The organism is Lacrimispora xylanolytica (assembly GCF_026723765.1).
Taxonomy (GTDB): Bacteria; Bacillota; Clostridia; order Lachnospirales; family Lachnospiraceae; genus Lacrimispora; species Lacrimispora xylanolytica.
On sequence record NZ_CP113524.1, the window covers coordinates 2147719 to 2170587 of the forward strand.

Sequence of the window (22869 nt, forward strand, 5' to 3'; positions counted from 1 at the left end):
ATCCAGACTAGAGAAAAAGGCATTGGAACGGCTACGGGCGGAATTGAAAAGGTATAGTATTTAGTGAATGAAGCAGGGGCAACTCCAAGTCCCTGCTTTTAAGCTTGAACCAATTGGTTTATTTTGATACAATATAGGAATAAAATAGTAAAGGACAAGCTTTGTATGAATGAAGAGAAGAATCAAGAGGACATGGAAAAAGGGAAGATAAACTGGAAAAAAGAGATATTTGACTGGGTCAAGATAATTCTGATGGCTTCTGCCATTGCATTTTTTCTGAATACATTTATCATTGCCAACAGCAGGGTACCCAGCGGCTCCATGGAGCGGACGATTATGACGGGAGACCGCCTGTTTGGATCTCGGCTTGCCTATAAGTTTGGAGAAGATCCTCAAAGGGGTGATATCGTCATATTCGATCATGAGACTGGGCCTGGATCGCAGGAGACGCGTCTGGTGAAACGAATTATCGGACTTCCTGGCGAGACTGTGGATGTCCGGGAGAATAAAATATATATCAATGGCTCAGAGACTCCTCTTAGAGAGCCATATCTGCCGGAACCAATGGAGACAAAAGACTTTCATTTTGAAGTGCCCAAGGGCTGCTATCTGATGTTTGGGGATAACAGGAATAACTCAGCAGATGCCAGATATTGGCCGGATCCTTATGTACCAGAGAATAAAATTCTGGCAAAAGTACTCGTCCGGTATTACCCAGGGTTTAAGACGATTGAGTAGTAAGGGTTCCAAAACCTTTCATGATGAATATATTAAAAGAAAAAAGGTAAGTTCAATGGCGTATGCGTGATATATTCATTTTAGTACTCGCTCTTTCTACGGACAGCTTTGTTGCCAGCCTTGCCTATGGGGCAAACCGGCTTCGTATTTCCTTTGCCAAGGTAATCGCGGTAAATTTGATATGCAGCGGATGCCTGGGAGCAGCTCTTATGTTTGGCAGCGTGCTGAATGGATTGGTTCCGGAAGCGTTTGCAAAAGGACTTGGCTTTACTTGTCTGTTTTTTCTGGGGGCTATGAAGCTTCTTGATTTTGCCATCAAGAAATATATTAACAGCCATGTAAATGTCAGGAAGGATTTAACGTTTTCTATTTCTGGTCTGAGTATTATCATAAATATTTATGGAAATCCCTTGGCAGCAGACTGGGATCAATCGAAATCCTTATCCTGGAAGGAAACAGTCATGTTTTCCCTGGCCATGTCAATTGACAGTCTGGTGGCTGGAGGATTATCTGGATTTCTCATGATGCCTCCGGGCCTGACGGCATTCATTTCGCTGCTTGTTGGAATTGTAGTAATGTATATCGGTCTCTTTTTGGGACATGAGCTATCGGCTCGAAAAGACTGGGATCTTTCCTGGGTCAGCGGACTTTTGTTTTTATTTCTCGCCTTTGGAAAGCTTTGAATGATAGAAAATGAGGTTTGGCTCTTTCAGAGTTAGACCTCATTTTCACTGGGAAAAACGTTATATCGTATAGGAGAAAAATTCATGCTGTATACAATACCTCATTATTATCATAAATTTCATTGTGTGGCAGGAGATTGTACGGATACCTGCTGTGCTGGCTGGTCAATCATGATTGATGATAAGTCAAAAAAACGCTACTGGAGACAAAAGGGTGGGTTTGGACAGCGCTTAAAAAAGTCCATAGACTGGAAAAACAGCTCTTTTAAGCAGTGCGGCAAACGATGTGCTTTCTTAAACCGGGAAAATCTTTGTGATTTATACATGGAAGCTGGACCGGATATGCTATGTAAGACCTGCAGGGAATATCCAAGGCATACGGAGGAATTCGAGGGGATCAGGGAGATTTCCCTATCCATGTCCTGTGAGGAGGCTGCAAGAATCATACTTGGCACAAAAGAGCCGGTTACCTTCCTGACAAAAGAGGATGAAAAAGAAGAAGTTTATCCTGAGTTTGACTTTCTGCTCTTTACCAAGCTGACAGATGCCAGGGACCTCATAATTTCCTTTCTACAAGACAGGAGATTTATCTCCAGCCATCGAATGGCATTGGTATTGGGATTTGCCCATGATCTGCAAAGCAGGATCAGGTCTGGCCATATGTATGAAATTGACGGGTTGCTATCACGGTATCGGAATGAATCCCTTCATTCGATTGCTGAAAAAAAGCTTCTTGGCAGGAAAGCACAGGCTGAAAGCCGTTTTCTGAAGATGAAGGAGCTGTTTTCCATTTTTCAAGAATTAGAAGTTCTGGATGCGGACTGGCCCCGGTATATCAGCACAATAAAAAAGCTGTTATTTGAAAAAGGGATAGCCTCTTATGAAGAGAATCGCAGTGCGTTTTATCAGTACTTAAAGGAAAATCCGGAGAGAGAAGAGCAGTGGGAAATCTGGTGCGAACAGCTTTTGGTTTATTTTGTATTCACCTATTTTTGCGGCTCAGTTTATGATGGACAACCTTATGGAAAGATAAAGCTTGCAGTGGTATGCACTCTGTTGATTCAGGAGATGGCTCAGGCAACCTTTAAAATGAGGGAAGGAAGATTGGATTTTTCTGAATTTGTTCATCTTACCCATCGATTTTCCCGGGAAGTGGAGCATTCCGATTTAAACCTTAATGCATTAGACCGGATATTTATAAGCGATCAGAGATTTGGGCTTTCATCCCTTCTTTCTGTTTTATAGGGGGAATTGTAATGAGTACGAAAGATAAAAAGAATCAGTTATACATCTTGTTTTTGTTGGTTTGTTTTGTTATTTATTGCGTAATATTGTACGCTTTAACCGGGGGACTGTGTGCATTCCGGGGGTTACTGGGGATTCCCTGTCCTGGATGTGGAGGGTCAAGAGCCATTCTATCTCTGGCAAAAGGAAATATAAAACAATGTATGGAGCTTAATCCCGCTGCTCCTTTTGTATTTCTTTGCATCGTAAATGAAATACGTGTAACCTATTTGAAAAAAGGTAATAAAAAGCTGGCTGGAATTCTGCTTTCCGCCAGTATCATAGGTTCTCTGATTTTGTATGTCGTCCGTATGAAACTTTATTTTCCTTACCGGGAGCCATATGTATTCTATCCTAATAGCCTGCTAATGCGAATTTTAGAAAGTCTGCATTAAAAATACAGCTAAAATATACAATTCCAATTTATTGAATTATATGTTATAATGTGGAATGTCATATTAATGTCAGATTTTACCAAGGAGGATTTGTATGGAAAACGATTACAATGTAAGTAATGAGGGAAACCAGTATTCAACTCAGATGGACCCGAACAAAAGCGTAATGACAATGGGAGATTGGATAGTCACATTGTTGATTACATTAATCCCATGTGTTAATATTGTCATGATGCTAGTTTGGGCTTTTGGCAATGGAAATGAGAATCGCAAGAATTTCTGCAGAGCAAATTTGATTGTGCAGATAATTCTGTCAGTACTCGGATTTATTTTATATTTTACTTTGTTTGCCAGCCTGATGGCAGCAGGTTATTCCAATTTTTAAAAGAGGTCGCAAGACCTCTTTTTTTATACAAAAATTTAATATAAGTTAGCAAAAAACGATGCAAACACCACCGTACAAAGCCCGGATGTGGCGATGGCAAGGCTGCTCATTGCCCCTTCTATTTCCCCTAGTTCCAGCGCCTTAGTAGTTCCAATGGCGTGGGCAGAGGATCCGATGGCAATACCTACTGCAACCGGTTCCGTGATATGGAATATCTTACATACAGTTTCGGCAATGATACTTCCAAGAATTCCTGTGATGATGATACTGGCAACGGTAATCGTAACAAATCCTTTCATCTCCTCAGAAATTCCCATAGCGATAGCAGTTGTAATGGATTTTGGTAAAAATGTCACGTACTCCTGATGATTAAGCCCAAATACCATAGCAAGAAGCAGTACTGTAACCATGGTAGTGATGACCCCAGTCAAGGTTCCGGCTAAAATAGCCTTGGAATGTTTCTTAAGCAGTTCCATCTGTCGATATAAGGGAATGGCGAGACAGATAGTAGCTGGGGTAAGAAGATAGCTGATATATTTTGCACTCTGGTTATATACCTCATATTCAATATTAAATATAGAGAGAAGAGCCATAACGATCAGAATGGATATTAACAGTGGGTTAAAAAGAGGGGATTTAAACCTTCTTTTTAGTTGGATTCCTAATTCATAACCCAGAAGGCTGATAACAGCCCCAAAAAATAAAAAACCATTGATTGTATTACTCATGATCATCATCCTTTCCTTTTTTATCAACCCGGATAAAAAACTGAGTGACTCTTCCGGTGATCACCATAACCAGGATAGTTGATACCAGGGTGATAACAATAAAAGGAACCAGCATAGAACCAAGAACCCCCCAGGAATCCAACAGTCCTACCGCCGCCGGTATAAACATAACTGGCATGATTTCAATCAGAAACATGCTGGCATCCTCTACCGCATTTAAAGGTATGAGTTTTGTTTTTAACCCAATTAGCATAAGTAGCAAACCATAAATGCTGGCAGGAATGGGAAGAGAGATAAAAAGATGGATAATCTCTCCAATCAAAGAGATAAAAAGAATGATGCTGAATTGCCTTAAGTACCTCATAACTACGCCTCCTGCGCTTTTTGTCGAAATTTCAGCTAAGGATTATCCTAAACTTTTTTTTAGCAGATGTCAAATGTATTTCGTGCACAAAAAAAATACTTGCATTCTTTAAAATCTGTGTTATACTTGTGACGTTAAAAATAAATATGAAAGTCGCAGAGTAGACTAGTGTGCGTTAAGTGCTGAGTGAACAGGGAGTTGTCATTCGGACGAAAAGATTTTCTTGCGGTACACGAGTCGCATCCCGCTGCATCAGAAGATAAGTATTTTATATCTCCGGTTGTAGTCTGAGGTCTGCAAAGGAGGTATTTTTTTATGAAAAAATTCGTCACTTTGTTTACCGATTCTTACAAAGAGCTAAAGCATGTAAGAACCATCACCACTGCCGCCATGTTTGGCGCCCTGGCAATTATTCTTGGTATGTTCTCCATTGATTTTGGAAATTATATCAGAATTGGTTTTGCTTCCATACCCAATGGAATCATTTCCTACTTGTTTGGCCCGATTGTAGGCGGTCTGTTTTCAGGAAGTATGGATGTATTAAAGTACTTGTTAAAGCCCAATGGACCATTTTTCCCGGGCCTTACTATGGTGACTTTATTATCCGGTTTTATGTATGGCTGTTTTTACTATAAAAAGGCAATGACCTTAAAAAGGGTTCTCATCTCAAAGTTTATTGTGATGCTAATCTGCAATGTGATATTAAACACCATCTGCTTATCCATACTGTATGGAAAAGGATTTATGGTCATTCTCCCTGCAAGGGCATTGAAAAATCTTGTGATGTGGCCCATTGACTCCATGATTTTTTATACCCTGGTAAAAGCACTTGATACCATGGGAGTGTTTCAAATCATACAAAAAACAAAGGCAACCAGAGCTAAATAATAAAAAAAGACCTGTTCTTTCCATTAAGAAAGTTCGGGTCTTTTTTACCATTGTTTTCATAAAGCTTGTATAAAATCCATGGACAGAAGCTCTCTTTCATACTATAATCTAAAATATCCGTATCTTATATTTACGGATAAGGGGACAGTTATGATAATTTCAGACGGTAGTCGATGGACTGCCCTCTATCGATAAACTTTTTCATAGGAGGAATTGACATGAGCGATTTAGATTGTACACATAATTGCAATAGTTGCGGCGAAAGCTGTCCAAGCAGGCAGGAAGGGCCTAAAAGCTTTCTTGAGCCGTTAAATCCTGCCAGCACAGTAAAAAAAGTAATTGGTATCGTCAGCGGAAAAGGTGGAGTCGGCAAATCACTGGTAACCACCATGATGGCAGTACGCATGAGTTCCAAGGGCTATAAAACAGCCATCCTTGATGCAGATATCACAGGACCTTCCATTCCAAAAGCATTTGGTATCACGGATTCTGGAGTGGGGATGACACCGAATGGGCTTATGATTCCAGCCACCACATCCACTGGTATTGAGGTGATGTCTGCCAATCTTGTTCTGGATCATGAGACAGATCCGGTCATCTGGAGAGGACCGGTCATTGCAGGAGCAGTAAAGCAGTTCTGGCAGGAAGCTCTTTGGGAAAATATCGATTATATGTTTGTAGATATGCCTCCTGGAACCGGAGATGTTCCTCTGACCGTATTCCAGTCCCTGCCTGTGGATGGAATTCTTATTGTCACGTCTCCACAGGAGCTGGTTTCCATGATTGTTGCAAAAGCAGTCAATATGGCAAAGAAGATGAATGTACCGATTCTGGGACTGGTCGAGAACATGAGCTACTTAAATTGTCCGGATTGCGGGAAAAAGATTTCAGTCTTTGGAGAGAGTCACATTGATGAAGTAGGTAAAACCCATGACCTCCCCATTTTAGCGAAAATCCCCATTGATCCTAAAATCGCATCTGCTGTGGATAGCGGAACGGTAGAATACTTAGAGGCACCATGGCTTGATGAAGCTGTTTTAGCGGCTGAGAAGGCTTAAGATTGTTTCTTAACATTGAGGTGTAAAAATGAATATAAGCATGAACCCTAATAGCGAATTGAATCAGTCAATTGTAAATGTACCGAATCTCGTTCAGGTTCCAGATCCATTGATTAAGCAGGCTTACCAGTTTCAGGAAGCTATGATGATGTATACCTGTGCCATCCGGGAGTTGAAAACAAAATTAGAGGTTTTAAATGACGAATTATCTGTGAGAAACTCCAGAAACCCCATTGAGCTTGTGAAATCCAGAGTGAAGAAACCCATCAGCATTGTGGAAAAGCTTCAGCGCAGAGGTCTTCCTGTCTCACTGGAATCCATGATGGAAAATTTAGATGATGTGGCAGGAATCCGGGTCATCTGTTCCTTTCTTGATGACATTTACGCAGTGGCAGAGATGCTGACAAGACAGGATGACGTCCATATCATAGCGATTAAGGATTATATCCGTCACCCCAAAGCCAACGGCTATCGTAGTTACCATATGATTGTGGAAATTCCAGTATTTTTCTCGGACCAGAAAAAGTGGATGCGGGTAGAGGTTCAAATACGTACCATTGCCATGGATTTTTGGGCAAGCCTTGACCATCAGCTTAAGTATAAAAAAGAGGTGGAAGCTAATTCTGAAGAGATTAGTACGGAGCTTCGGGAATGTGCAGAGGTGATAGCAAATACGGATGAGCGGATGTTAAATATTAGAAAAAAGATTGAAGCTCAAGAGATTGCCATAAGTAAATAAACATAGAAAAGACCCTGAGACAGCAAACTGGCTATTAGCCATGGTTGTCTCTGGGTCTTTTATTTTCCTGTTTTACAGCTTTAGTGGCAGGGTCACCGTAAATATGGTTCCTTCAGGCTGACTGCTTGTCACGCTGATCTTCCCTTTATGAGAATCTATTATCGTTTTTGCAATGGAAAGCCCAAGACCATATCCTCCCTCTTTTCTTACTCTTGATTTATCTGTCCGGTAAAAGCGTTCAAAGATATGCTGCTGTTCCTCCGGTGGAATGATCTCGCCAGAATTACAAACGGTTAAAACAGCCAGGTGGCTTGCGCTTTTTAGTCCGATAGAAACAGTACCACCTTTTCCTGCATATTTACAGGCATTATCAAGAAGTATGGTAACAACCTGCTTAAGCTGGGATTCATACCCGGAAAGAATGATGTCAGGTTCAATTTCGTTCACCAGTTCCACCTTGTTTTCAAAGGCAATGGATTCAAAGATAAGAGTGCTTTTTAAAACCAGGTCGCTGAAATCAATGGACGAAAGTTCTGACTTCCTTTCATTGCCTGCCCCAGCGTCGGAACGGGCGAGAAACAGGAGGTTTTCCACCAGCTGCTTCATACTGGCAGCTTCTTCCTTTGTGTTGCTCAGCCATTTATTCTGTTCCCTGACCGTAGACTGCGGGTGAGTAGATATAATATCCAGATTTGCCAGAATCACCGTCAGAGGAGTTTTTAACTCATGGGAGGCGTCTGCAACAAACTGATTCTGCTGATGCCAGGCAGCCTCAACAGGTTTTAGGGCAAGGCGGGAGAGATACAGACTCAGCATGAGAAAAAGGAATACGGCCCCCGTAAAAAGCATGATACAGTTGACCGTAAGAGTCTTGATGTTATTAATCTCGTAGCTTTGATCTGCAAAAATGATTTTTGTTCCTTCCGGAGTTTCTGCCTTTAGAAAACGAAGGGAATAGTCTGGAAGAACTCCTTTCGTAAGCTCCGTAGAATCAGCCATTTGAATTAAGGTAGAGGCAAGCTCTGTTGTAACGGTAATGTTGTTTCGTTCTATGGTCCTTATGGTGTGATCGGAATTTAAAGTAACGACAAACGAGGGAATAGGAGGAGGCGGGGGTTGCTTTTTGTGCCTCCCAGGTTCCAGTTTAAATGGCGGTGAGAACCGATCCTTTTCTATGGATTGGAACATAGCCATCTCTGTCTGCCGGACCAGGCGGTTGGAAGCAGAAAAGTAAAAGAGTCCTATGACAGCCAAAAGAATACTTGCTACGCAAGTCATATTAATGATGATAAATTTCCATCTTAATTTTCGTATCATTTGGGCCCCTCCAATCGATAGCCCACTTTTCGTATGGTATTTATCTCCACTTGAGAGCCAACAAAGGAGAGTTTTTTACGTAAAAATGAGATGTAGGCTTCTACGTTATTATCTTCAGCATCAGAATCATTGCCCCATACTCTGGTTATTAAAGTGTCCTTTGAGATAATCTTACCAGAATTGCTCATAAGTAATTTTAAAACCTCAAACTCCTTAAAAGCCAAATGAATGGATTTTTCTCTACAGCATAAATCATTGGAGGATAAATCAAGGGAAAGATCTCCAAATACCATTTCATCAAGAAATACATCTCCCTGCCGACGAGAGAGGGCCCTGATCCGAGCCAGAAGCTCTTCTGGTATAAAGGGCTTCGTTAAGTAATCGTCGGCTCCTTTATCAAGACCTTTGACCTTATCGCTGGTATCATCCCGTGCGGTCAGAAGAAGAACTGGTGTTTTGATTCTGGATTCTCTTAGCTTTTGTACAATCTGAAAGCCGTTCATTCCTGGCAGCATGACATCCAGTATAATCACATCGTACTCATTTGTGAGGCCATAATAAAGGCCGTCAGTTCCATCGTTAACAATATCTGTATGATAATTTTGTTCCTTCATGATCTGTCCCAATGCGTCAGCAAGCCTGATTTCATCCTCCACAATCAATACTTTCATTCGTTTCCCTTCTTTCCATCATGATATAGACTGAAACCTATTATAAACAATCCTTTGATTTTAAGCAAATGAACCTTTTCATTATAAAAAAGAAAGCTGAAATTATACTGAAATATCTTCCTATGGTAATATTATGCCATTTCAGGTTAATTTCAGTTAACAGTCACATTTCTGACATAGGAGTCTGTTAAAATTGGAAAGAGTTTCAGACTGGAAAGGAGAATTTTACATGCACGGACAAAAAATGGCAGCCGCCCTGGCTGTTGTAATGGCAGCAACGGCAGTCAACCCCATGATTACCCATGCTTCCGCAGGTTTTGATTTAAGAAAAAAGGTGGTTGGATTATCCGGCATCATGAATACAGGAAATATAAATATGAAGGTAACGCGAGGGGAATTTGCCAGTATGCTTGTGAATGCTTCTTCCTACCGGAGCACAGTTAGCAGCACCAGCAATACCTCTGTGTTCGCAGATGTGCCAAGGGATTATGAATATGCGTCTTCCATACGGATTGCAGCAGAACAGGGATTTATGAATGGATATCTGGGGGGCAACTTTAAACCTGAGGAATACGTTACTCTTCAGGAAGCGGTAAAAGGAGTACTGGGCCTTTTGGAATACAAAAACACTGATTTTACAGGAGATCAGACGGGATCTAGAATGTCTAAGTATCATTTTCTTGAGCTGGATGATGGATTGAATAAAGAAGCGGCTGAGCTCATGACAAAGGAAGACTGTGTGAATCTGTTTTACAATCTGCTTAAAACCGATACAAAATCAGGAACCATGTTTGGTAAGAGTCTGGACTGCGAGTTGACTTCAGATGGTGAAATCAATCCATTTTCTATGGTGGATAACAGCACGAAGGGACCAAAAGTGGTTACCAGTAAAAGCAGGCTGAACTCTTATCTGCCATTTCAGCTCAGTGATGCCAATATATATCTGGATGGAGATCCAGTGAAAAACTCCAGTGAGGCAATTACCACTGCCTTTGACAGCACGGACGGTGTATTGGTCTATTATCATACACTTTCTAAAACGGTATGGCTGTATACCGTGGGGAATGAAAATGAAAACGGCCGTTCCGCTGTGTTAGGAGAAATCACCAATGTGGTTTACAATTCCACAGATTTAATGACACCCACCGCAATTATTCTTGATGATGGCAATACTTATGTACTTACCAGCACGGAGATGCAGTTTGTATTTTCTTCCTATGGAGATCTTCGGGTAGGAGATTCCGTAAATCTGGTATACACACTGTCCGAGGATGCAGAAGGAAATCAGACCAGAACAGTGATTGACTATATTGAAGATTGACAGGAGAAAACAGAATGAAAAATAAGAAAAAATTTCTGATCCTTCTGATCGTGGTACTTTTGGCTTTTGGCGGAATCGTTGGCTTCCTCATGATGAATAAGTCAAAGAGTGCATCTGCTAAGGCCAAGAGCGTTCAGACCGCAACGGTTTCCAAGCGAGATATTACATCTGAACTTTCTTCCTCAGGGACGATTTCTCCTAAAGATACGTATGACATTACTTCGCTGGCGGAAGGGGAAGTGACAGCCGCCGAGTTTGAGGAAGGGGATGTGGTGGAAAAGGGGCAGGTGCTTTACCGGATCGATACCTCCTCCATGGAATCTCAGATATCATCTGCCAATAATTCTCTGGAGCGTTCCCAGGAAAGCTATCAGAATGCACTGGAGGATTATAATACAGCGTTGTCTGATTATAGCGGAAATACGTATAAAGCTACAGAAAACGGATTTATCAAAACCCTGTCCATCAAAGATGGAGACAAAGTGAGTAATGGTACAGAAATAGCCGCAATCTATGATGACAAAACAATGAAATTAAAGGTTCCATTTCTTTCGGCAGAAGCAGCTCAGATTGTGTCTGGCAACGGAGCAATCCTGACCCTTACCGATACGGGAGAGCAGATTAATGGGGTGGTTTCCTCGGTCAACAATATGGATGTTACTTTAACAGGCGGACGTATTGTAAGGTATATTACCATAGAGGTTGCAAATCCCGGGGGCATTACCTCGGAAACAGCTGCAACGGCTCTCGTCGGCGATTTTGTAAGCAGTATGGAAGCGGCCTTTGAGCCGAAGCTGGAAACTACCATGAAGGCAGATATATCCTCCACAGTTGAAATACAGAAGATGCTTGTAAAGGAAGGCGACTACGTAACAAAAGGAACCCCAATATTCTCCATAGAAAGCAAATCTGCTGATAAATTACTGCGAACCTATAAGGATTCCCTGGACAAAGCTCAGGAAAGTCTGGAATCCGCAAAAAGCAAGCTTGAAAGCACTCAGGATACTTATGATAACTATACCGTTACCGCACCCATTTCAGGAAAGGTCATTAAAAAAACAGTAAAGGTTGGAGATAAAATATCAAAGAGCACCACCGGGAACACAGTACTTGCAGTTATTTATGATATGTCCAATTATACGTTTGAGATGTTAGTGGATGAACTTGATGTGAAATCGGTAAAAGCAGGCCAAAGCGTCAATATTACTGCGGATGCAGTATCCGGTAAGACATTTTCCGGAACTGTGACAAATGTCAGTCTGCAAAGCTCTACCTCTAACGGTGTTACGAATTATCCTGTTACCGTTACGTTAAACGATGGGCTTGACGAACTTCTTCCAGGTATGAATGTAGATGGTGTAATTATTCTTGATGAGGCAAAGGATGTCATTGCCATTCCTGCTGATTCCCTGATGAGAGGCAATACCGTCTATGTAAAAGATGATTCTGTGAAAGAAAAGATTGGAAACGTACCTGCCGGTTTCCGCAGTGTGGAAGTTAGCGCAGGCCTGATCAGTAAAGATTATGTTGAAATAAAAAGTGGTCTCACAGAGGGAGAGGAAGTATACGTAGCACAATCCTCTGTTGAAAAGACTTCAAATAACATGATGCCAGGCGGAATGGGCGGAATGGGCGGTATTACAGGCGGCGGCGGGCCCGGTGGAGGCAGAACCGGCGGTGGCGGAACCGGTGGAGGTGGTGGCAATCGTAACAGCGGGCGATAAATAGAGTGAGCAGGAGACATAAATATGGCGGAACCTTTGATTGAATTAAAAGATATATATAAGATTTATCAATTGGGCGGTGAGGAAGTCCGTGCAAGTGACGGAGTTACGCTGACCATTTGCAGAGGAGAATTTGTAGCCATTGTAGGAAAATCAGGAAGCGGTAAATCCACTCTTATGAACATCATTGGTGCCCTTGATGTACCAAGCTCTGGCTCCTATTATCTGGGAGGCGAAGATGTGGGAAATATGGGAGATCATCAGCTTGCCAAGGTGCGCAATAAGATGATTGGATTTATATTTCAGCAATACAATCTGCTTCCCAAATTAAATCTCTTAGAGAACGTGGAACTTCCTCTCCTTTATTCCGGAATTTCTGCGGATGAGAGAAAACAAAAGGCGATGGAATCTTTAAAAAGAGTGGGGCTTGAGGAAAAATGGAGAAACTTTCCCAATCAGCTTTCCGGCGGTCAGCAGCAAAGGGTATCCATTGCCCGTGCTCTTGCTGGAAATCCTTCCCTTATTTTGGCAGATGAGCCTACAGGTGCTCTTGATTCCAAGACCAGCAGGGATGTACTGGACTTTTTAAAGCAGCTTAACGAGGAAGGCAATACAATTGTTATCATTACCCACGACAGCACCATAGCCATGGAGGCAGAACGGGTAGTAAGGGTACACGATGGAAAGATTAATTTTGATGGAGACGTAAATGAATATTCTGCAATCCTTTAAAATGGCCATAAAAAGCATATGGGGAAACAAACTGCGTTCCTTTCTTACCATGCTGGGAATCATTATAGGAGTGGCCTCTGTTATCATACTGGTCAGCCTGGTAAACGGCCAAATGAATTATATGACAGAACAGTTCTCCAGTATGGGAACAAACCAGATTAATGTAAATGTATCAAATCTTTCCTCAAGATCCGTAACTGTGGATGAAATGTATGAGTTTTATGAAAAGAATCAGGATCTCTTTTCTCAGATGACTCCTAAGATTTCCATCTCCGGTACCATTAAAAACGGGACGGAAACCCTGACGGATACTACGGTGACCGGCGTCAGTGAGCAGTATCTGGATATGAAGGATCAAACGCTGGAATCCGGAAGGTTTCTTCAGTTTTCCGACATTTTGTCACGGCAAAAGGTGGTTGTGGCAGGCTATTACGTAGCCTGGGATTTGTTTGGAGGTGTGGATAAGGCCATTGGGGAAACCTTAAAAATTGATGGTGTCAGCTACAAGATCGTAGGAGTCATTTCAAGACAGAATGAGGATGAGCTGGAAGCTGGTGGCTCCGATGATGTTTTATATCTTCCTTACAGCAGTGCAGTCAGGCAGACCAATAGTGCCAATGTAAACAGCTATGTGTTTGCCACTGCAGATACAGACCATACAACCCAGGCTAAAAATGCAATCAATTCATTTTTGATGGGTATCTTTAAAGACGATGATTTGTTTCGGGTGTCTGCGATGAGCGAACTTTTGGATTCGTTAAATTCTATTATGTCCATGATGTCCATGATGCTTGGAGGAATTGCAGGAATCTCTCTGTTAGTAGCCGGAGTCGGAGTTATGAATATTATGCTGGTATCCGTCACAGAACGAACAAGAGAAATTGGAATCCGAAAGGCCCTTGGTGCTCAAAAACGAAATATTATGCAGCAGTTTGTTATAGAAGCGGCGGTGACCAGTTCTCTGGGAGGTGTCATCGGAATCGTGGTTGGTTCCATAGCCACCACAGTGATCAGCAGCTTTATGGGCCTTAATGCGACCCCGACCCCAGGGGCTGTCTTAATATCCTTCAGCGTTTCTGTGGGGATCGGTCTTGTCTTTGGATATATGCCTGCAAACCGGGCGGCAAAGTTAAATCCAATTGACGCCTTGCGCAGTGAATAAGAAGTGAATATTTTCTTGCAAATACAGCATAAGAATGATACTATTTGCATAGTAACAAAAGGAGTAACTCATCATGGGTTACTCCTTAAATACATTTAAAATATAGAGAGCAGGGAAGGCAGAAATCATGAAGGTTATTGATATGCATTGCGATACAATTTCAGAATTGTACTATCGAAGAGAAGCTGGAAAGGCTTACTCACTGTTGAAAAATGATTGCCACATTGATTTAGAGCGGATGAAAAAGGGAGACTACTGCTTGCAGAATTTTGCGCTGTTTACAGAATTAACGAGGCATGAACGTCCCTTTGAATACTGTATGAAACTGGTGGACCTTTTTTATACGGAGATTGCAAAGCATGAAGATTTGATTGGTGTAGTCACCTGTTATGAGGATATTGAAAGAAATAGAAAGGAAGGAAAAATGTCGGCTCTCCTCACCATAGAAGAGGGCGGCGTCTGCCAGGGAGAGATTGCATTTTTAAGAAATTTCTACCGTCTTGGTGTTCGTATGATGACGCTCACCTGGAACCATAAGAATGAATTGGCAAGTCCTAACCGCATCTGGCAGGAACATGGAGAAGCCTTTTTTGAACCGGATACGGAACATGGTCTGACGGAAAAAGGGATAGAATTTGTAAATGAGATGGAGGCTCTTGGCATAATCGTGGATATCTCTCATTTATCAGATGCCGGCATCGAAGATGTATTCCGCTATACGAAAAAGTCGTTTGTGGCAAGTCATTCCAACGCAAGAACGGTAGCTTCCAATCCCAGAAATTTAACGGACGATATGATACGCCGGCTTTCTGAGCGGGGAGGCGTTGCTGGTCTTAATTACTGCGCTGCTTTTTTATATGACTGGAAAAAGGGAGATACCGTCTTAAGCCGTGTGGAACATATGATTGCCCATATCAAGCACATGAAGCAGGTTGGAGGCATCCAGTGCATCGGACTGGGATCTGATTTTGATGGTATTGGTGGAGAATTGGAGATGAAGTCTCCGGAAGATCTGCCCATACTGGAAGCTGCCATGAAGAAAGCAGGCTTTACAGAGAGTGAAATTGAAGCTGTATTTTACAAAAACGTACTTCGGGTTTATGAGGAAATTTTACACTAAAGAAAAATTTACAAATATTTTACCTTTCAGCGCATGATACTTTACATAGATTTGATATAGTACTTACAAGACATGCCGTAAGATCAGGGGGAATACTATGTCGATGGATGATATACAGATGTTAATTAAATTCCTTGGAGGACTAGGAATCTTTCTTTATGGAATCGACCGAATGGGAGATGGGCTTCAAAAAACGGCTGGACACAAAATGCAGCAGCTTTTAGGAGCCCTGACTGATAATCCGGTCATGGGAATTTTACTGGGGACCGGGATTACCGCCATAATTCTCAGCAGCAATGCTACCACCATTATGGTGGTGGGGTTTGTCAATGCCGGGATATTAAACCTGTCTCAGGCAGTGGGAATCATTATGGGAGCCAATGTGGGAACGACCGTCACCAGCTGGATCGTATCCATGAATGAATGGGGAGAGCTGTTAAAGCCAGAGCTTTTTTCTCCCATTCTGATCGTATCAGGAGCCATGATCCGCTATCTGTCCAGAAACGGAAAAGCAAAACAGGCTGGTGAAATTCTGGTGGGATTCGGACTTCTTTTCATTGGTCTTGGTTTTATGTCAGAAGCCGCTTCTGCCTATCGCACCAATAAAGAACTTTTGGAACTTTTTACTAATTTGGGCAGGCATCCTTTCCTTGGCATCGTGGCAGGACTTTTTGTTACGGTACTGCTTCAGAGCTCTACCGTATCTGTAGGTGTTTTACAGGTCCTGGCCCTAAACGGGATGATCAGCTGGCAAACCGCTGTTTTTATTAATTTAGGACAAAATATTGGTTCCTGTGCGGCTGCACTAAGGTCTAGCATTGGAGCAAACAGTACGGCGAAAAGGGCGGCGGTCATTCATCTCCTTTTTAATACCATTGGTGCCGTTATTTTTGGGACAGCCATGGTTTTGATATTCCGGCTGAATACGCAGCTTGCGGATTCTCCTGTCACCAGTGTTGGGATCTCCATTTTTCATACGGTTTTTAATGTAAGCAATACCATTCTCCTGTTTCCATTTGCCGGATTTCTGGTCAAAGCCTCTGGTATTCTTATCCGAGAAGGAACATCAGCCAGTGGATGCTCTTTGGATTCCAAGGATGAGATGAAGCGCCATCTTGACAACCGGATTCTTGACACACCTTCCTTTGCCATTGAGAGCGTGACTCATGAAGTAGTAAATATGGGGTATGCGGCTCTTGAAAACTTTGATATGGCAGCACGTGTCCTTTTGACGGATGATGGAAGCCATGCCTACCAGGTGAAAAAAATGGAACAAAAAATTGATGATTATGAAAAAATCATCACAGACTATCTAATAAAGATCAGCAACCAGTCTTTGAATGAAGAACAGCACCTGATTGTTAAAAATCTTTTTTATACGGTCAGTGATTTTGAACGTATCAGCGATCATTGTGAAAATCTTTCAGAACTGGCGCTGGAAAAGAACAAAAGAAACATTGTGTTTTCTAAAGAGGGGGATAAGGAGCTTAAGGAGATGTTTCAATCCGTCCGGTCTTCTTTGGAGCACGCCATAAAAGCAAGAGCCTCTTCCGATATGTCTGAGGTCCGTGCTGTTGTCCGAAGCGAAGAGCTTGTGGACAACCTGGAGGAAGAATTCAGGGAGCGCCATATCCTTCGACTGGCGTCGAAAGCCTGTAAACCAGAAAACGGGGTCATATATTTAGATGCTTTAAACAATTTGGAACGCATATCAGACCATGCGCATAATATTGCAGGTTTTGTCAGAGATGAAATGTAAGGAAAGGGAGATTTCGTATGGAACAGATCTATGTAATTGAAGACGATGATAATATCAGAGATTTAATTAAAATTGCCCTGGAGGGATTTGGATATGAGGTGGCAGCCTTTGAGATGGCCGAGGACTGCTTAAAGCAGATTGAATCAGACAAACCAGCGCTTGCTGTGTTTGACTGGATGCTGCCAGGCATGGATGGCTTAACTGCCATACGAAAGATCAGGAAAATCGAATCCTTAAAAGATCTTCCTATCTTAGTGCTCACTGCAAAGGACAGAGAATTTGATAAGGTGGCCGGTCTTGACGGCGGTGCAGATGACTATATGACAAAGCCCTTTGGTGTGATGGAACTGGCAGCCAGAATCCGCAGTCTTTTAAGACGGTCCACAAGGTCCAATGCAGCAGAGGATGAACTGGAGCTTTACTGCTTAAGCCTCAATAAAAAAACGAGAGAGGTTTACTGCGAAGGAACAAAGGTGGAACTTACATTAAAGGAATTTGAGCTTTTACAGTATTTAATGGAAAACCATAATAAGGTAGTGACCAGAGATGAACTCTTAAATCAAATCTGGGGATACGATTATGACGGTGAGACAAGGACTCTTGATATGCACATTAGAACCTTAAGGCAGAAGCTGGGAGAAAAGGGAAGTGCATGCATTAAAACGGTCCGCGGAGTCGGATACCGGTTTATTCGTACAGAAGAGTAAAAATAAGCGGAGGGGTTCATGAGAAAAGCAATCTTTGCAAAATTTCTGCAGGTAATTTTAGTGGTTTTGTTTTTAAGTACCTTCATTTTCTATATTGCTTCCAGCAGTGCCCTTTTAAAGAACTCAAGAAAAGACATGCTCTATACTCTGGGTGCGATCGATAAGGTGCTGGATTACAATGGAGATTTTTTGGGTGAAGTAGAAAAATTGAAAACCGCCTTAGATGAAAAGCAGGGTCGTTTCACCATCATTCAAAAAGACGGAGTAGTCGTTGCTGATACGGGAGATGTACCTGTAAGCACTCTGGATAATCATTCCGACCGGGAAGAGATAAAAGAAGCGATAGAAGAAGGAATCGGTTATTCCAGACGTTATTCTGAGACCTTAAAAGAAAATATGCTCTATGTAGCCATACGTTCCAGTGAATCAGATTACATCCTTCGTATGGCCACACCATATACGGGCATGAAGGAATACTTAATGCTTCTCCTTCCTGCGGTATGGCTTACCTTCCTGGTTGCTATCATGTATTCCGCTTTTTCAGCAGACAGCTTTGCAGAATCCATTACAAAACCTTTGAAAGAGATATCTCAGGAGATGCTTAAGGTAAAGGGGGATTATACAGATCTATCCTTTGAAACGTACCAGTATCCGGAAATTAATATCATAGCGGATACAACCACAAAGATGTCAAAGAATGTAAAGGATTACTTGAATCAGATAGAGATGGAAAAGCAGATCCGTCAGGAATTTTTCAGCAATGCTTCCCATGAATTAAAGACTCCCATAACCTCTGTTCAGGGATATGCGGAGCTTTTGGAGAGTGGAATTATTCAGGACGAGGAGCAAAAAAAAGAGTTCCTTAATCGAATCAAAAAGGAAGCTGCCAATATGAACAATTTAATCAACGATATTCTGATGATATCAAAGCTTGAAACAAAGGATGCAGAAGTACTGAAAAGTGATGTACGTCTCTCCATTGTCCTTAATGATATTTTAGATTCTTTAAAGCCCTTAGCTGCCTCTCATGAAGTCCTCATTCATCTGGATTGTAAGCCCATCTGCATCTATGCTAACAGCCAGCAAATGAAAGAGCTTTTTGGCAATTTGATTACCAATGCGGTAAAATACAATAAGCCTGGAGGGGAAGTCTGGGTCAGGGTAAGAGAGGAAGACCGGAATTTAATTGTACAGGTCAAGGATAATGGTATGGGGATTCCTAAGGATTCACTTAGCCGGATCTTTGAACGTTTTTACCGGGTAGATAAAGGCAGGAGCAAAAAACAGGGAGGTACCGGTCTCGGTCTCTCTATTGTTAAGCATATTGTAAACTTCTATCATGGCACTATCAATGTGACCTCAGAGCTTGATGTGGGGACAGAATTTACAGTAAAGATTCCAATTCATGGAAAAGTGTGATAAAATAGATACAAACAATGCCAGGAGGTGTTATTTGTGGGGAAATTTATTTTAACCTGTTGTTCTACTGCAGATATGAGCAGGGAATACTTTGACCGCCGTCATATTCCTTTCGTCTGCTTTCATTATACCATGGATGGAATTACCTATCCCGATGATTTAGGAAGAAGCATTCCATTTGATCAGTTTTATAACCGAATATCAAAAGGCTCAACTCCAGTTACCTCTCAGGTGAATGTGGATGAATACTGTGATTTTTTTGAACCATTTTTAAAGGAAGGCAAGGATATTTTGCACCTTACCCTATCTTCCGGAATTTCAGGAACTTATAATTCAGCCTGTGTGGCACGGGAAGAGATGAGAGCAAAGTATCCGGACAGAACCATTGTCGTAATGGATACCCTTGGAGCTTCTTCCGGCTATGGCCTTTTGGTGGATGCAACAGCTGATTTAAGGGACAAGGATGTGTCTTTAGAAGATGCGGTTCGATGGGTAGAAGAGAATCGTTTGAGGGTTCATCACTGGTTCTTTTCCACAGATCTTACCAGCTTTAAGAGAGGCGGAAGAATTTCTGCCACCTCTGCTATGTTAGGTACTGTTCTAAATATCTGTCCTCTCATGAATATCAACGATAAGGGCTGCTTGATACCGGTCCAGAAGATCCGGACGAAGAAAAAGGCCATACAGGAGATTGTCCGTATGATGGAGCTTCATGCGGACGGCGGCATCAATTACAGCGGCAAGTGTTTTATGTCCCATTCTGCATGTGAAAAGGATGCAAAAGAAGTGGCACTGCTCATTGAGGACCGTTTTTTACATTTATCAGGACCAGTTGTGATAAACAACGTAGGGACTGTGATCGGGGCTCATACAGGCCCAGGTACGGTAGCATTATTTTACTTTGGAGATAAAAGAGAAGGCTGAAAGACTATTCTCCTATGATCCTGGCAATCATATGGTTGGGTAAGCAGACCACATTTTCACCTGTGTGCTGAATCCAGCCTTTGTGGATGCAGACCTTATCCGGACAGGAAGCTTCTGTTACGCTTACCTTTTTATCCTTTACCACGACCCGGTTCGTTCCGCCGTTGAATCCGTGAACCAAAATCTCTCCATCCTCATTTAAATTGAGGGTCTGAATCACATTACCGTCAACCGTTATTTCCACCTTTCCCGCCGGAGCCCTAAAAAGAATCTGGTTGAAAAGGAGGAGAAGGCAGGATACGATTAAAATTCCTGCAATAAGAATCATTTCTTTTTTATATTTTTTTATAATCATATTGTTTTTTCCTTTTACTCAGTTAAGTATGATGATTTCCCAGAACATGGAAATTCATAATCTTATTATATCACATAATTTCAGCTCTTACCAAAGATAAATAATCAATAAACTAATTGATAAAAGCTTATAAACTATGTTAAAATATAATCAAACCTTATCAGGCAGGAGGAAGATATGAAAAAGTTTAACGCAAATGCAAAAAGGAATGGATTAATCGGTCTTGGAGTTATGATCGTACTGGCAGGTGCCACTGTGTTTGGTTCAGAACCTCTTTACAAAGCGGTTGACAGCATGTCAGGAACCAGTTTATACACTCCAGGTACGTATACGGGATCTGCCCGGGGATATGGCGGTGACGTTACCGTTGATGTAGTAGTAACAGCCAAAAAGATGCAGTCAATTAATGTAAAGGGCGACAAGGAAACACTTTTAGATATGGTGCTTCCAGGCCTTACAGATACCATACTTTCCAAGCAATCGACGGAGGTGGATGCTGTAAGTGGAGCGACCTTAAGCAGCAATGCCATTAAAAAGGCTGTGGATCAGGCCCTTGCCCAGGCAAAAGGAGAAACACCTGAATCAAGCTTAGCTTATCAGGAAGAAACTGTCCCTCAGAAGGAATCCAGTTTAAAAGACGGAACCTATTCCTATGAAGCGCCGGAGTTTGATGAGAATGGTTTTAAAGACCAGGTGAATATGACCATCAAAGACAATACGATTACAAGCCTGACCTGGGACTGTATTACGAAAGATGGTAACAAAAAGAGCAAACTATCTATGGATGGAAATTATAAGATGACGGATAACGGTCCGGAATGGTATGAACAGGCCAAGGCGGTGACTGATTATGTAATTGCTCACCAGTCTGTGGAAGGTCTTACCAATGCAGATGGCTATACGGATACTGTGGCATCAGTCAGCATTAATCTCCATGGATTTGTAAACGGCGTAAAGGACTGCTTAAGCCAGGCTGCCGGCGAGGCTCCCAATGCAAAGTCTTCCTTAAAGAACGGGACCTATTCCTATGAAGCACCGGAGTTTGATGACAATGGATTTAAGGATCAGGTGAATATGACTGTTTCAGACAATACCATTACAAGCCTGACCTGGGATTGTGTTAAGGAGGACGGAACAAAGAAAAGCCGTTTGTCTATGGATGGAAAATACAAGATGACGGAGAATGGTCCGGAATGGCATGAGCAGGCAAAAGCTGTTACTGATTATGTGCTGGGGCATCAGTCTGTCAATGGTCTGATCAATGAAGAAGGCTATACCGATACGGTAGCTTCCGTCAGCATTAACTTATATGGATTTGTAAATGGTGTAAAGGACTGCTTAAGCCAGGCATCTGGTGAGGCGGCAGAAAATAAAGCCTCTCTAAAGGACGGAACCTTTTCCTATGAAGCACCAGAGTTTGATAAGAATGGCTTTAAGGATCAGGTGAACATGACAATAAAGGATAATACCATTACAAGCCTGACCTGGGATTGTGTCGCAAAGGACGGTTCCAAAAAAAGTAAACTGTCTATGGATGGTAGCTATAAGATGACAGATAACGGCCCCAAGTGGCATGAGCAGGCCACAGCAGTGGCGGATTATGTCCTGCAGCATCAGTCCTTAGAGGGACTGATCAATGCAAGTGGTTATACGGATACCGTAGCCTCCGTCAGCATTAATCTGTATGGATTTGTCAATGGAGTCAAGGATTGTCTGACACAGGCTTCCAAATAATAAGATAGTAATGATATCCCGGAGAAAGGCTTAGCAAGATAAGACTGTTCTCCGGGATTTTACATATTATTTCAGGAAATAAAAGGAGAGTTTATTATGAATGGGAAAGGATCGGCACAAAGAGCATCTCTTTATGGAATGCTGATTGCTCTTGCCTTTGTTCTTAGCTATATAGAGACCCTGATTCCCATCTCACTTGGAATACAGGGGGTAAAGCTGGGACTGGCAAATCTTGTAACAATGACAGGTCTTTATACCATCGGCATAAAGGGGACTGTGGTGATCTCGCTGATTCGTATTCTTCTAGTGGGATTTACCTTCAGCAATCTATTTGCAGTATTCTACAGCCTGGGAGGTCTGGCACTTAGCCTTCTTGCTATGGCTGTTTGTAAAAAATTCCGTTTGTTCGGGACGGTGGGAGTCAGTATTATGGGCGGTGTGGCTCATAACATTGGCCAGCTCCTTGTGGCAGCCTTTGTTGTCAGGCAGGCAGGCGTATTTTATTACCTTCCCGTACTCCTTGTGGCAGGCACATTGGCAGGCCTTGTCATTGGCATATTAGGAAATATGATGATAGAGAGAATCCGCTATTACCTAAAAAAATTGCAGTAAATTCAAAATAAATTCTATTGTTTTGCATGGTGGGAAACGATATAATTGTG

The 22869-nt window shown here is 42.1% G+C and carries 24 protein-coding genes and 1 riboswitch; of the genes, 19 read left to right on the forward strand and 5 right to left on the reverse strand.

Annotation, left to right across the window (positions count from 1 at the left end):
• Nucleotides 1-165: 165 nt before the first annotated feature.
• The 5 genes from lepB to OW255_RS10165 all read left to right on the forward strand — a co-directional run bounded on the left by lepB (nt 166) and on the right by OW255_RS10165 (nt 3485).
• Nucleotides 166-738 (forward strand): signal peptidase I, encoded by a 573-nt coding sequence (lepB, locus tag OW255_RS10145; RefSeq protein ID WP_268116513.1) that lies wholly within the window; start codon nt 166-168, stop codon nt 736-738.
• A gap of 62 nt (nt 739-800) precedes the next feature.
• The gene (locus tag OW255_RS10150) at nt 801-1421 is read left to right on the forward strand and encodes a manganese efflux pump (protein WP_024836031.1); all 621 of its coding nucleotides are present in this window, start codon (nt 801-803) and stop codon (nt 1419-1421) included.
• An 84-nt stretch (nt 1422-1505) separates the two neighbouring features.
• Nucleotides 1506-2666 (forward strand): flagellin lysine-N-methylase, encoded by a 1161-nt coding sequence (fliB, locus tag OW255_RS10155; protein WP_268116514.1) that lies wholly within the window; start codon nt 1506-1508, stop codon nt 2664-2666.
• Nucleotides 2667-2677: 11 nt separating this feature from the next.
• Nucleotides 2678-3100, forward strand: coding sequence for a DUF2752 domain-containing protein (locus tag OW255_RS10160; RefSeq protein ID WP_024836029.1), 423 nt, complete (start codon nt 2678-2680; stop codon nt 3098-3100).
• 94 nt (nt 3101-3194) lie between these two features.
• Nucleotides 3195-3485 (forward strand): hypothetical protein, encoded by a 291-nt coding sequence (locus OW255_RS10165; protein WP_268116515.1) that lies wholly within the window; start codon nt 3195-3197, stop codon nt 3483-3485.
• A 35-nt stretch (nt 3486-3520) separates the two neighbouring features.
• Here the strand turns inward: OW255_RS10165 and OW255_RS10170 are convergent, their stop codons facing one another.
• Together OW255_RS10170 and OW255_RS10175 are read right to left on the reverse strand one after the other, a co-directional pair.
• Entirely contained in the window at nt 3521-4213 is a 693-nt protein-coding gene (locus OW255_RS10170; protein ID WP_024836027.1) for an LrgB family protein, read from the reverse strand.
• Complete coding sequence (locus OW255_RS10175; RefSeq protein ID WP_268116516.1) at nt 4206-4577, reverse strand: CidA/LrgA family protein; 372 nt, start codon at nt 4575-4577, stop codon at nt 4206-4208. Before OW255_RS10175 ends, OW255_RS10170 begins: the two co-directional genes overlap by 8 nt.
• A gap of 154 nt (nt 4578-4731) precedes the next feature.
• Nucleotides 4732-4829: riboswitch (THF riboswitch) on the forward strand.
• 63 nt (nt 4830-4892) lie between these two features.
• On the opposite strand from OW255_RS10175, the gene OW255_RS10180 reads away from it, so the two are divergent.
• The 3 genes from OW255_RS10180 to OW255_RS10190 all read left to right on the forward strand — a co-directional run bounded on the left by OW255_RS10180 (nt 4893) and on the right by OW255_RS10190 (nt 7262).
• Nucleotides 4893-5465, forward strand: coding sequence for a folate family ECF transporter S component (locus OW255_RS10180; RefSeq protein ID WP_024836025.1), 573 nt, complete (start codon nt 4893-4895; stop codon nt 5463-5465).
• 218 nt (nt 5466-5683) lie between these two features.
• Nucleotides 5684-6523, forward strand: a complete 840-nt coding sequence (locus OW255_RS10185) for an Mrp/NBP35 family ATP-binding protein (RefSeq protein WP_268116517.1) — start codon at nt 5684-5686, stop codon at nt 6521-6523.
• 28 nt (nt 6524-6551) lie between these two features.
• Nucleotides 6552-7262 (forward strand): GTP pyrophosphokinase, encoded by a 711-nt coding sequence (locus OW255_RS10190; RefSeq protein ID WP_024836023.1) that lies wholly within the window; start codon nt 6552-6554, stop codon nt 7260-7262.
• 72 nt (nt 7263-7334) lie between these two features.
• On the opposite strand, the gene OW255_RS10195 is transcribed toward OW255_RS10190, so the two are convergent.
• Together OW255_RS10195 and OW255_RS10200 are read right to left on the reverse strand one after the other, a co-directional pair.
• Complete coding sequence (locus OW255_RS10195; protein ID WP_268116518.1) at nt 7335-8579, reverse strand: sensor histidine kinase; 1245 nt, start codon at nt 8577-8579, stop codon at nt 7335-7337.
• The gene (locus tag OW255_RS10200) at nt 8576-9250 is read right to left on the reverse strand and encodes a response regulator transcription factor (protein WP_024836021.1); all 675 of its coding nucleotides are present in this window, start codon (nt 9248-9250) and stop codon (nt 8576-8578) included. The genes OW255_RS10195 and OW255_RS10200 overlap by 4 nt, the downstream gene beginning before the upstream one ends.
• 229 nt (nt 9251-9479) lie before the next feature.
• On the opposite strand from OW255_RS10200, the gene OW255_RS10205 reads away from it, so the two are divergent.
• The 9 genes from OW255_RS10205 to OW255_RS10245 all read left to right on the forward strand — a co-directional run bounded on the left by OW255_RS10205 (nt 9480) and on the right by OW255_RS10245 (nt 20118).
• The gene (locus OW255_RS10205; RefSeq protein WP_268116519.1) at nt 9480-10571 is read left to right on the forward strand and encodes an S-layer homology domain-containing protein; all 1092 of its coding nucleotides are present in this window, start codon (nt 9480-9482) and stop codon (nt 10569-10571) included.
• 14 nt (nt 10572-10585) lie between these two features.
• On the forward strand, nt 10586-12295 hold the full coding sequence (locus OW255_RS10210; RefSeq protein ID WP_268116520.1) for an HlyD family efflux transporter periplasmic adaptor subunit: 1710 nt from the start codon (nt 10586-10588) through the stop codon (nt 12293-12295).
• 24 nt (nt 12296-12319) lie between these two features.
• Nucleotides 12320-13027, forward strand: coding sequence for an ABC transporter ATP-binding protein (locus tag OW255_RS10215; RefSeq protein WP_024836018.1), 708 nt, complete (start codon nt 12320-12322; stop codon nt 13025-13027).
• A complete protein-coding gene (locus OW255_RS10220) occupies nt 13011-14189 on the forward strand; it encodes an ABC transporter permease (RefSeq protein ID WP_024836017.1) in 1179 nt (392 codons plus the stop codon). The genes OW255_RS10215 and OW255_RS10220 overlap by 17 nt, the downstream gene beginning before the upstream one ends.
• Before the next feature lie 127 nt (nt 14190-14316).
• A complete protein-coding gene (locus OW255_RS10225) occupies nt 14317-15309 on the forward strand; it encodes a dipeptidase (RefSeq protein ID WP_268116521.1) in 993 nt (330 codons plus the stop codon).
• 97 nt (nt 15310-15406) lie between these two features.
• The gene (locus tag OW255_RS10230; protein WP_268116522.1) at nt 15407-17068 is read left to right on the forward strand and encodes a Na/Pi cotransporter family protein; all 1662 of its coding nucleotides are present in this window, start codon (nt 15407-15409) and stop codon (nt 17066-17068) included.
• 17 nt (nt 17069-17085) lie between these two features.
• On the forward strand, nt 17086-17775 hold the full coding sequence (locus tag OW255_RS10235) for a response regulator transcription factor (protein ID WP_024836014.1): 690 nt from the start codon (nt 17086-17088) through the stop codon (nt 17773-17775).
• An 18-nt stretch (nt 17776-17793) separates the two neighbouring features.
• Entirely contained in the window at nt 17794-19194 is a 1401-nt protein-coding gene (locus tag OW255_RS10240; RefSeq protein WP_024836013.1) for a sensor histidine kinase, read from the forward strand.
• 36 nt (nt 19195-19230) lie between these two features.
• The gene (locus OW255_RS10245; RefSeq protein ID WP_268116523.1) at nt 19231-20118 is read left to right on the forward strand and encodes a DegV family protein; all 888 of its coding nucleotides are present in this window, start codon (nt 19231-19233) and stop codon (nt 20116-20118) included.
• A 4-nt stretch (nt 20119-20122) separates the two neighbouring features.
• Here the strand turns inward: OW255_RS10245 and OW255_RS10250 are convergent, their stop codons facing one another.
• A complete protein-coding gene (locus OW255_RS10250) occupies nt 20123-20473 on the reverse strand; it encodes a NusG domain II-containing protein (protein WP_024836011.1) in 351 nt (116 codons plus the stop codon).
• Nucleotides 20474-20650: 177 nt separating this feature from the next.
• Between OW255_RS10250 and OW255_RS10255 the strand changes: the two genes are divergently transcribed.
• Nucleotides 20651-22207, forward strand: coding sequence for an FMN-binding protein (locus tag OW255_RS10255; RefSeq protein WP_268116524.1), 1557 nt, complete (start codon nt 20651-20653; stop codon nt 22205-22207).
• Between the two features lie 96 nt (nt 22208-22303).
• Nucleotides 22304-22819, forward strand: coding sequence for a Gx transporter family protein (locus tag OW255_RS10260; RefSeq protein ID WP_024836009.1), 516 nt, complete (start codon nt 22304-22306; stop codon nt 22817-22819).
• Nucleotides 22820-22869 lie beyond the last annotated feature (50 nt).

What these genes read in the sequence shown, in the direction of transcription:
- OW255_RS10205 (WP_268116519.1), top strand. Translation starts at nt 9,480, where the DNA reads ATGCACGGACAAAAAATGGCAGCCGCCCTGGCTGTTGTAATGGCAGCA.
- OW255_RS10160 (WP_024836029.1), top strand. Translation starts at nt 2,678, where the DNA reads ATGAGTACGAAAGATAAAAAGAATCAGTTATACATCTTGTTTTTGTTG.
- OW255_RS10195 (WP_268116518.1), bottom strand. Translation starts at nt 8,579, where the DNA reads ATGATACGAAAATTAAGATGGAAATTTATCATCATTAATATGACTTGC.
- OW255_RS10200 (WP_024836021.1), bottom strand. Translation starts at nt 9,250, where the DNA reads ATGAAAGTATTGATTGTGGAGGATGAAATCAGGCTTGCTGACGCATTG.
- OW255_RS10190 (WP_024836023.1), top strand. Translation starts at nt 6,552, where the DNA reads ATGAATATAAGCATGAACCCTAATAGCGAATTGAATCAGTCAATTGTA.
- OW255_RS10235 (WP_024836014.1), top strand. Translation starts at nt 17,086, where the DNA reads ATGGAACAGATCTATGTAATTGAAGACGATGATAATATCAGAGATTTA.
- OW255_RS10240 (WP_024836013.1), top strand. Translation starts at nt 17,794, where the DNA reads ATGAGAAAAGCAATCTTTGCAAAATTTCTGCAGGTAATTTTAGTGGTT.
- OW255_RS10180 (WP_024836025.1), top strand. Translation starts at nt 4,893, where the DNA reads ATGAAAAAATTCGTCACTTTGTTTACCGATTCTTACAAAGAGCTAAAG.
- fliB (WP_268116514.1), top strand. Translation starts at nt 1,506, where the DNA reads ATGCTGTATACAATACCTCATTATTATCATAAATTTCATTGTGTGGCA.
- OW255_RS10260 (WP_024836009.1), top strand. Translation starts at nt 22,304, where the DNA reads ATGAATGGGAAAGGATCGGCACAAAGAGCATCTCTTTATGGAATGCTG.
- lepB (WP_268116513.1), top strand. Translation starts at nt 166, where the DNA reads ATGAATGAAGAGAAGAATCAAGAGGACATGGAAAAAGGGAAGATAAAC.
- OW255_RS10210 (WP_268116520.1), top strand. Translation starts at nt 10,586, where the DNA reads ATGAAAAATAAGAAAAAATTTCTGATCCTTCTGATCGTGGTACTTTTG.
- OW255_RS10165 (WP_268116515.1), top strand. Translation starts at nt 3,195, where the DNA reads ATGGAAAACGATTACAATGTAAGTAATGAGGGAAACCAGTATTCAACT.
- OW255_RS10255 (WP_268116524.1), top strand. Translation starts at nt 20,651, where the DNA reads ATGAAAAAGTTTAACGCAAATGCAAAAAGGAATGGATTAATCGGTCTT.
- OW255_RS10175 (WP_268116516.1), bottom strand. Translation starts at nt 4,577, where the DNA reads ATGAGGTACTTAAGGCAATTCAGCATCATTCTTTTTATCTCTTTGATT.
- OW255_RS10250 (WP_024836011.1), bottom strand. Translation starts at nt 20,473, where the DNA reads ATGATTATAAAAAAATATAAAAAAGAAATGATTCTTATTGCAGGAATT.
- OW255_RS10230 (WP_268116522.1), top strand. Translation starts at nt 15,407, where the DNA reads ATGTCGATGGATGATATACAGATGTTAATTAAATTCCTTGGAGGACTA.
- OW255_RS10185 (WP_268116517.1), top strand. Translation starts at nt 5,684, where the DNA reads ATGAGCGATTTAGATTGTACACATAATTGCAATAGTTGCGGCGAAAGC.
- OW255_RS10225 (WP_268116521.1), top strand. Translation starts at nt 14,317, where the DNA reads ATGAAGGTTATTGATATGCATTGCGATACAATTTCAGAATTGTACTAT.
- OW255_RS10150 (WP_024836031.1), top strand. Translation starts at nt 801, where the DNA reads ATGCGTGATATATTCATTTTAGTACTCGCTCTTTCTACGGACAGCTTT.
- OW255_RS10170 (WP_024836027.1), bottom strand. Translation starts at nt 4,213, where the DNA reads ATGAGTAATACAATCAATGGTTTTTTATTTTTTGGGGCTGTTATCAGC.
- OW255_RS10215 (WP_024836018.1), top strand. Translation starts at nt 12,320, where the DNA reads ATGGCGGAACCTTTGATTGAATTAAAAGATATATATAAGATTTATCAA.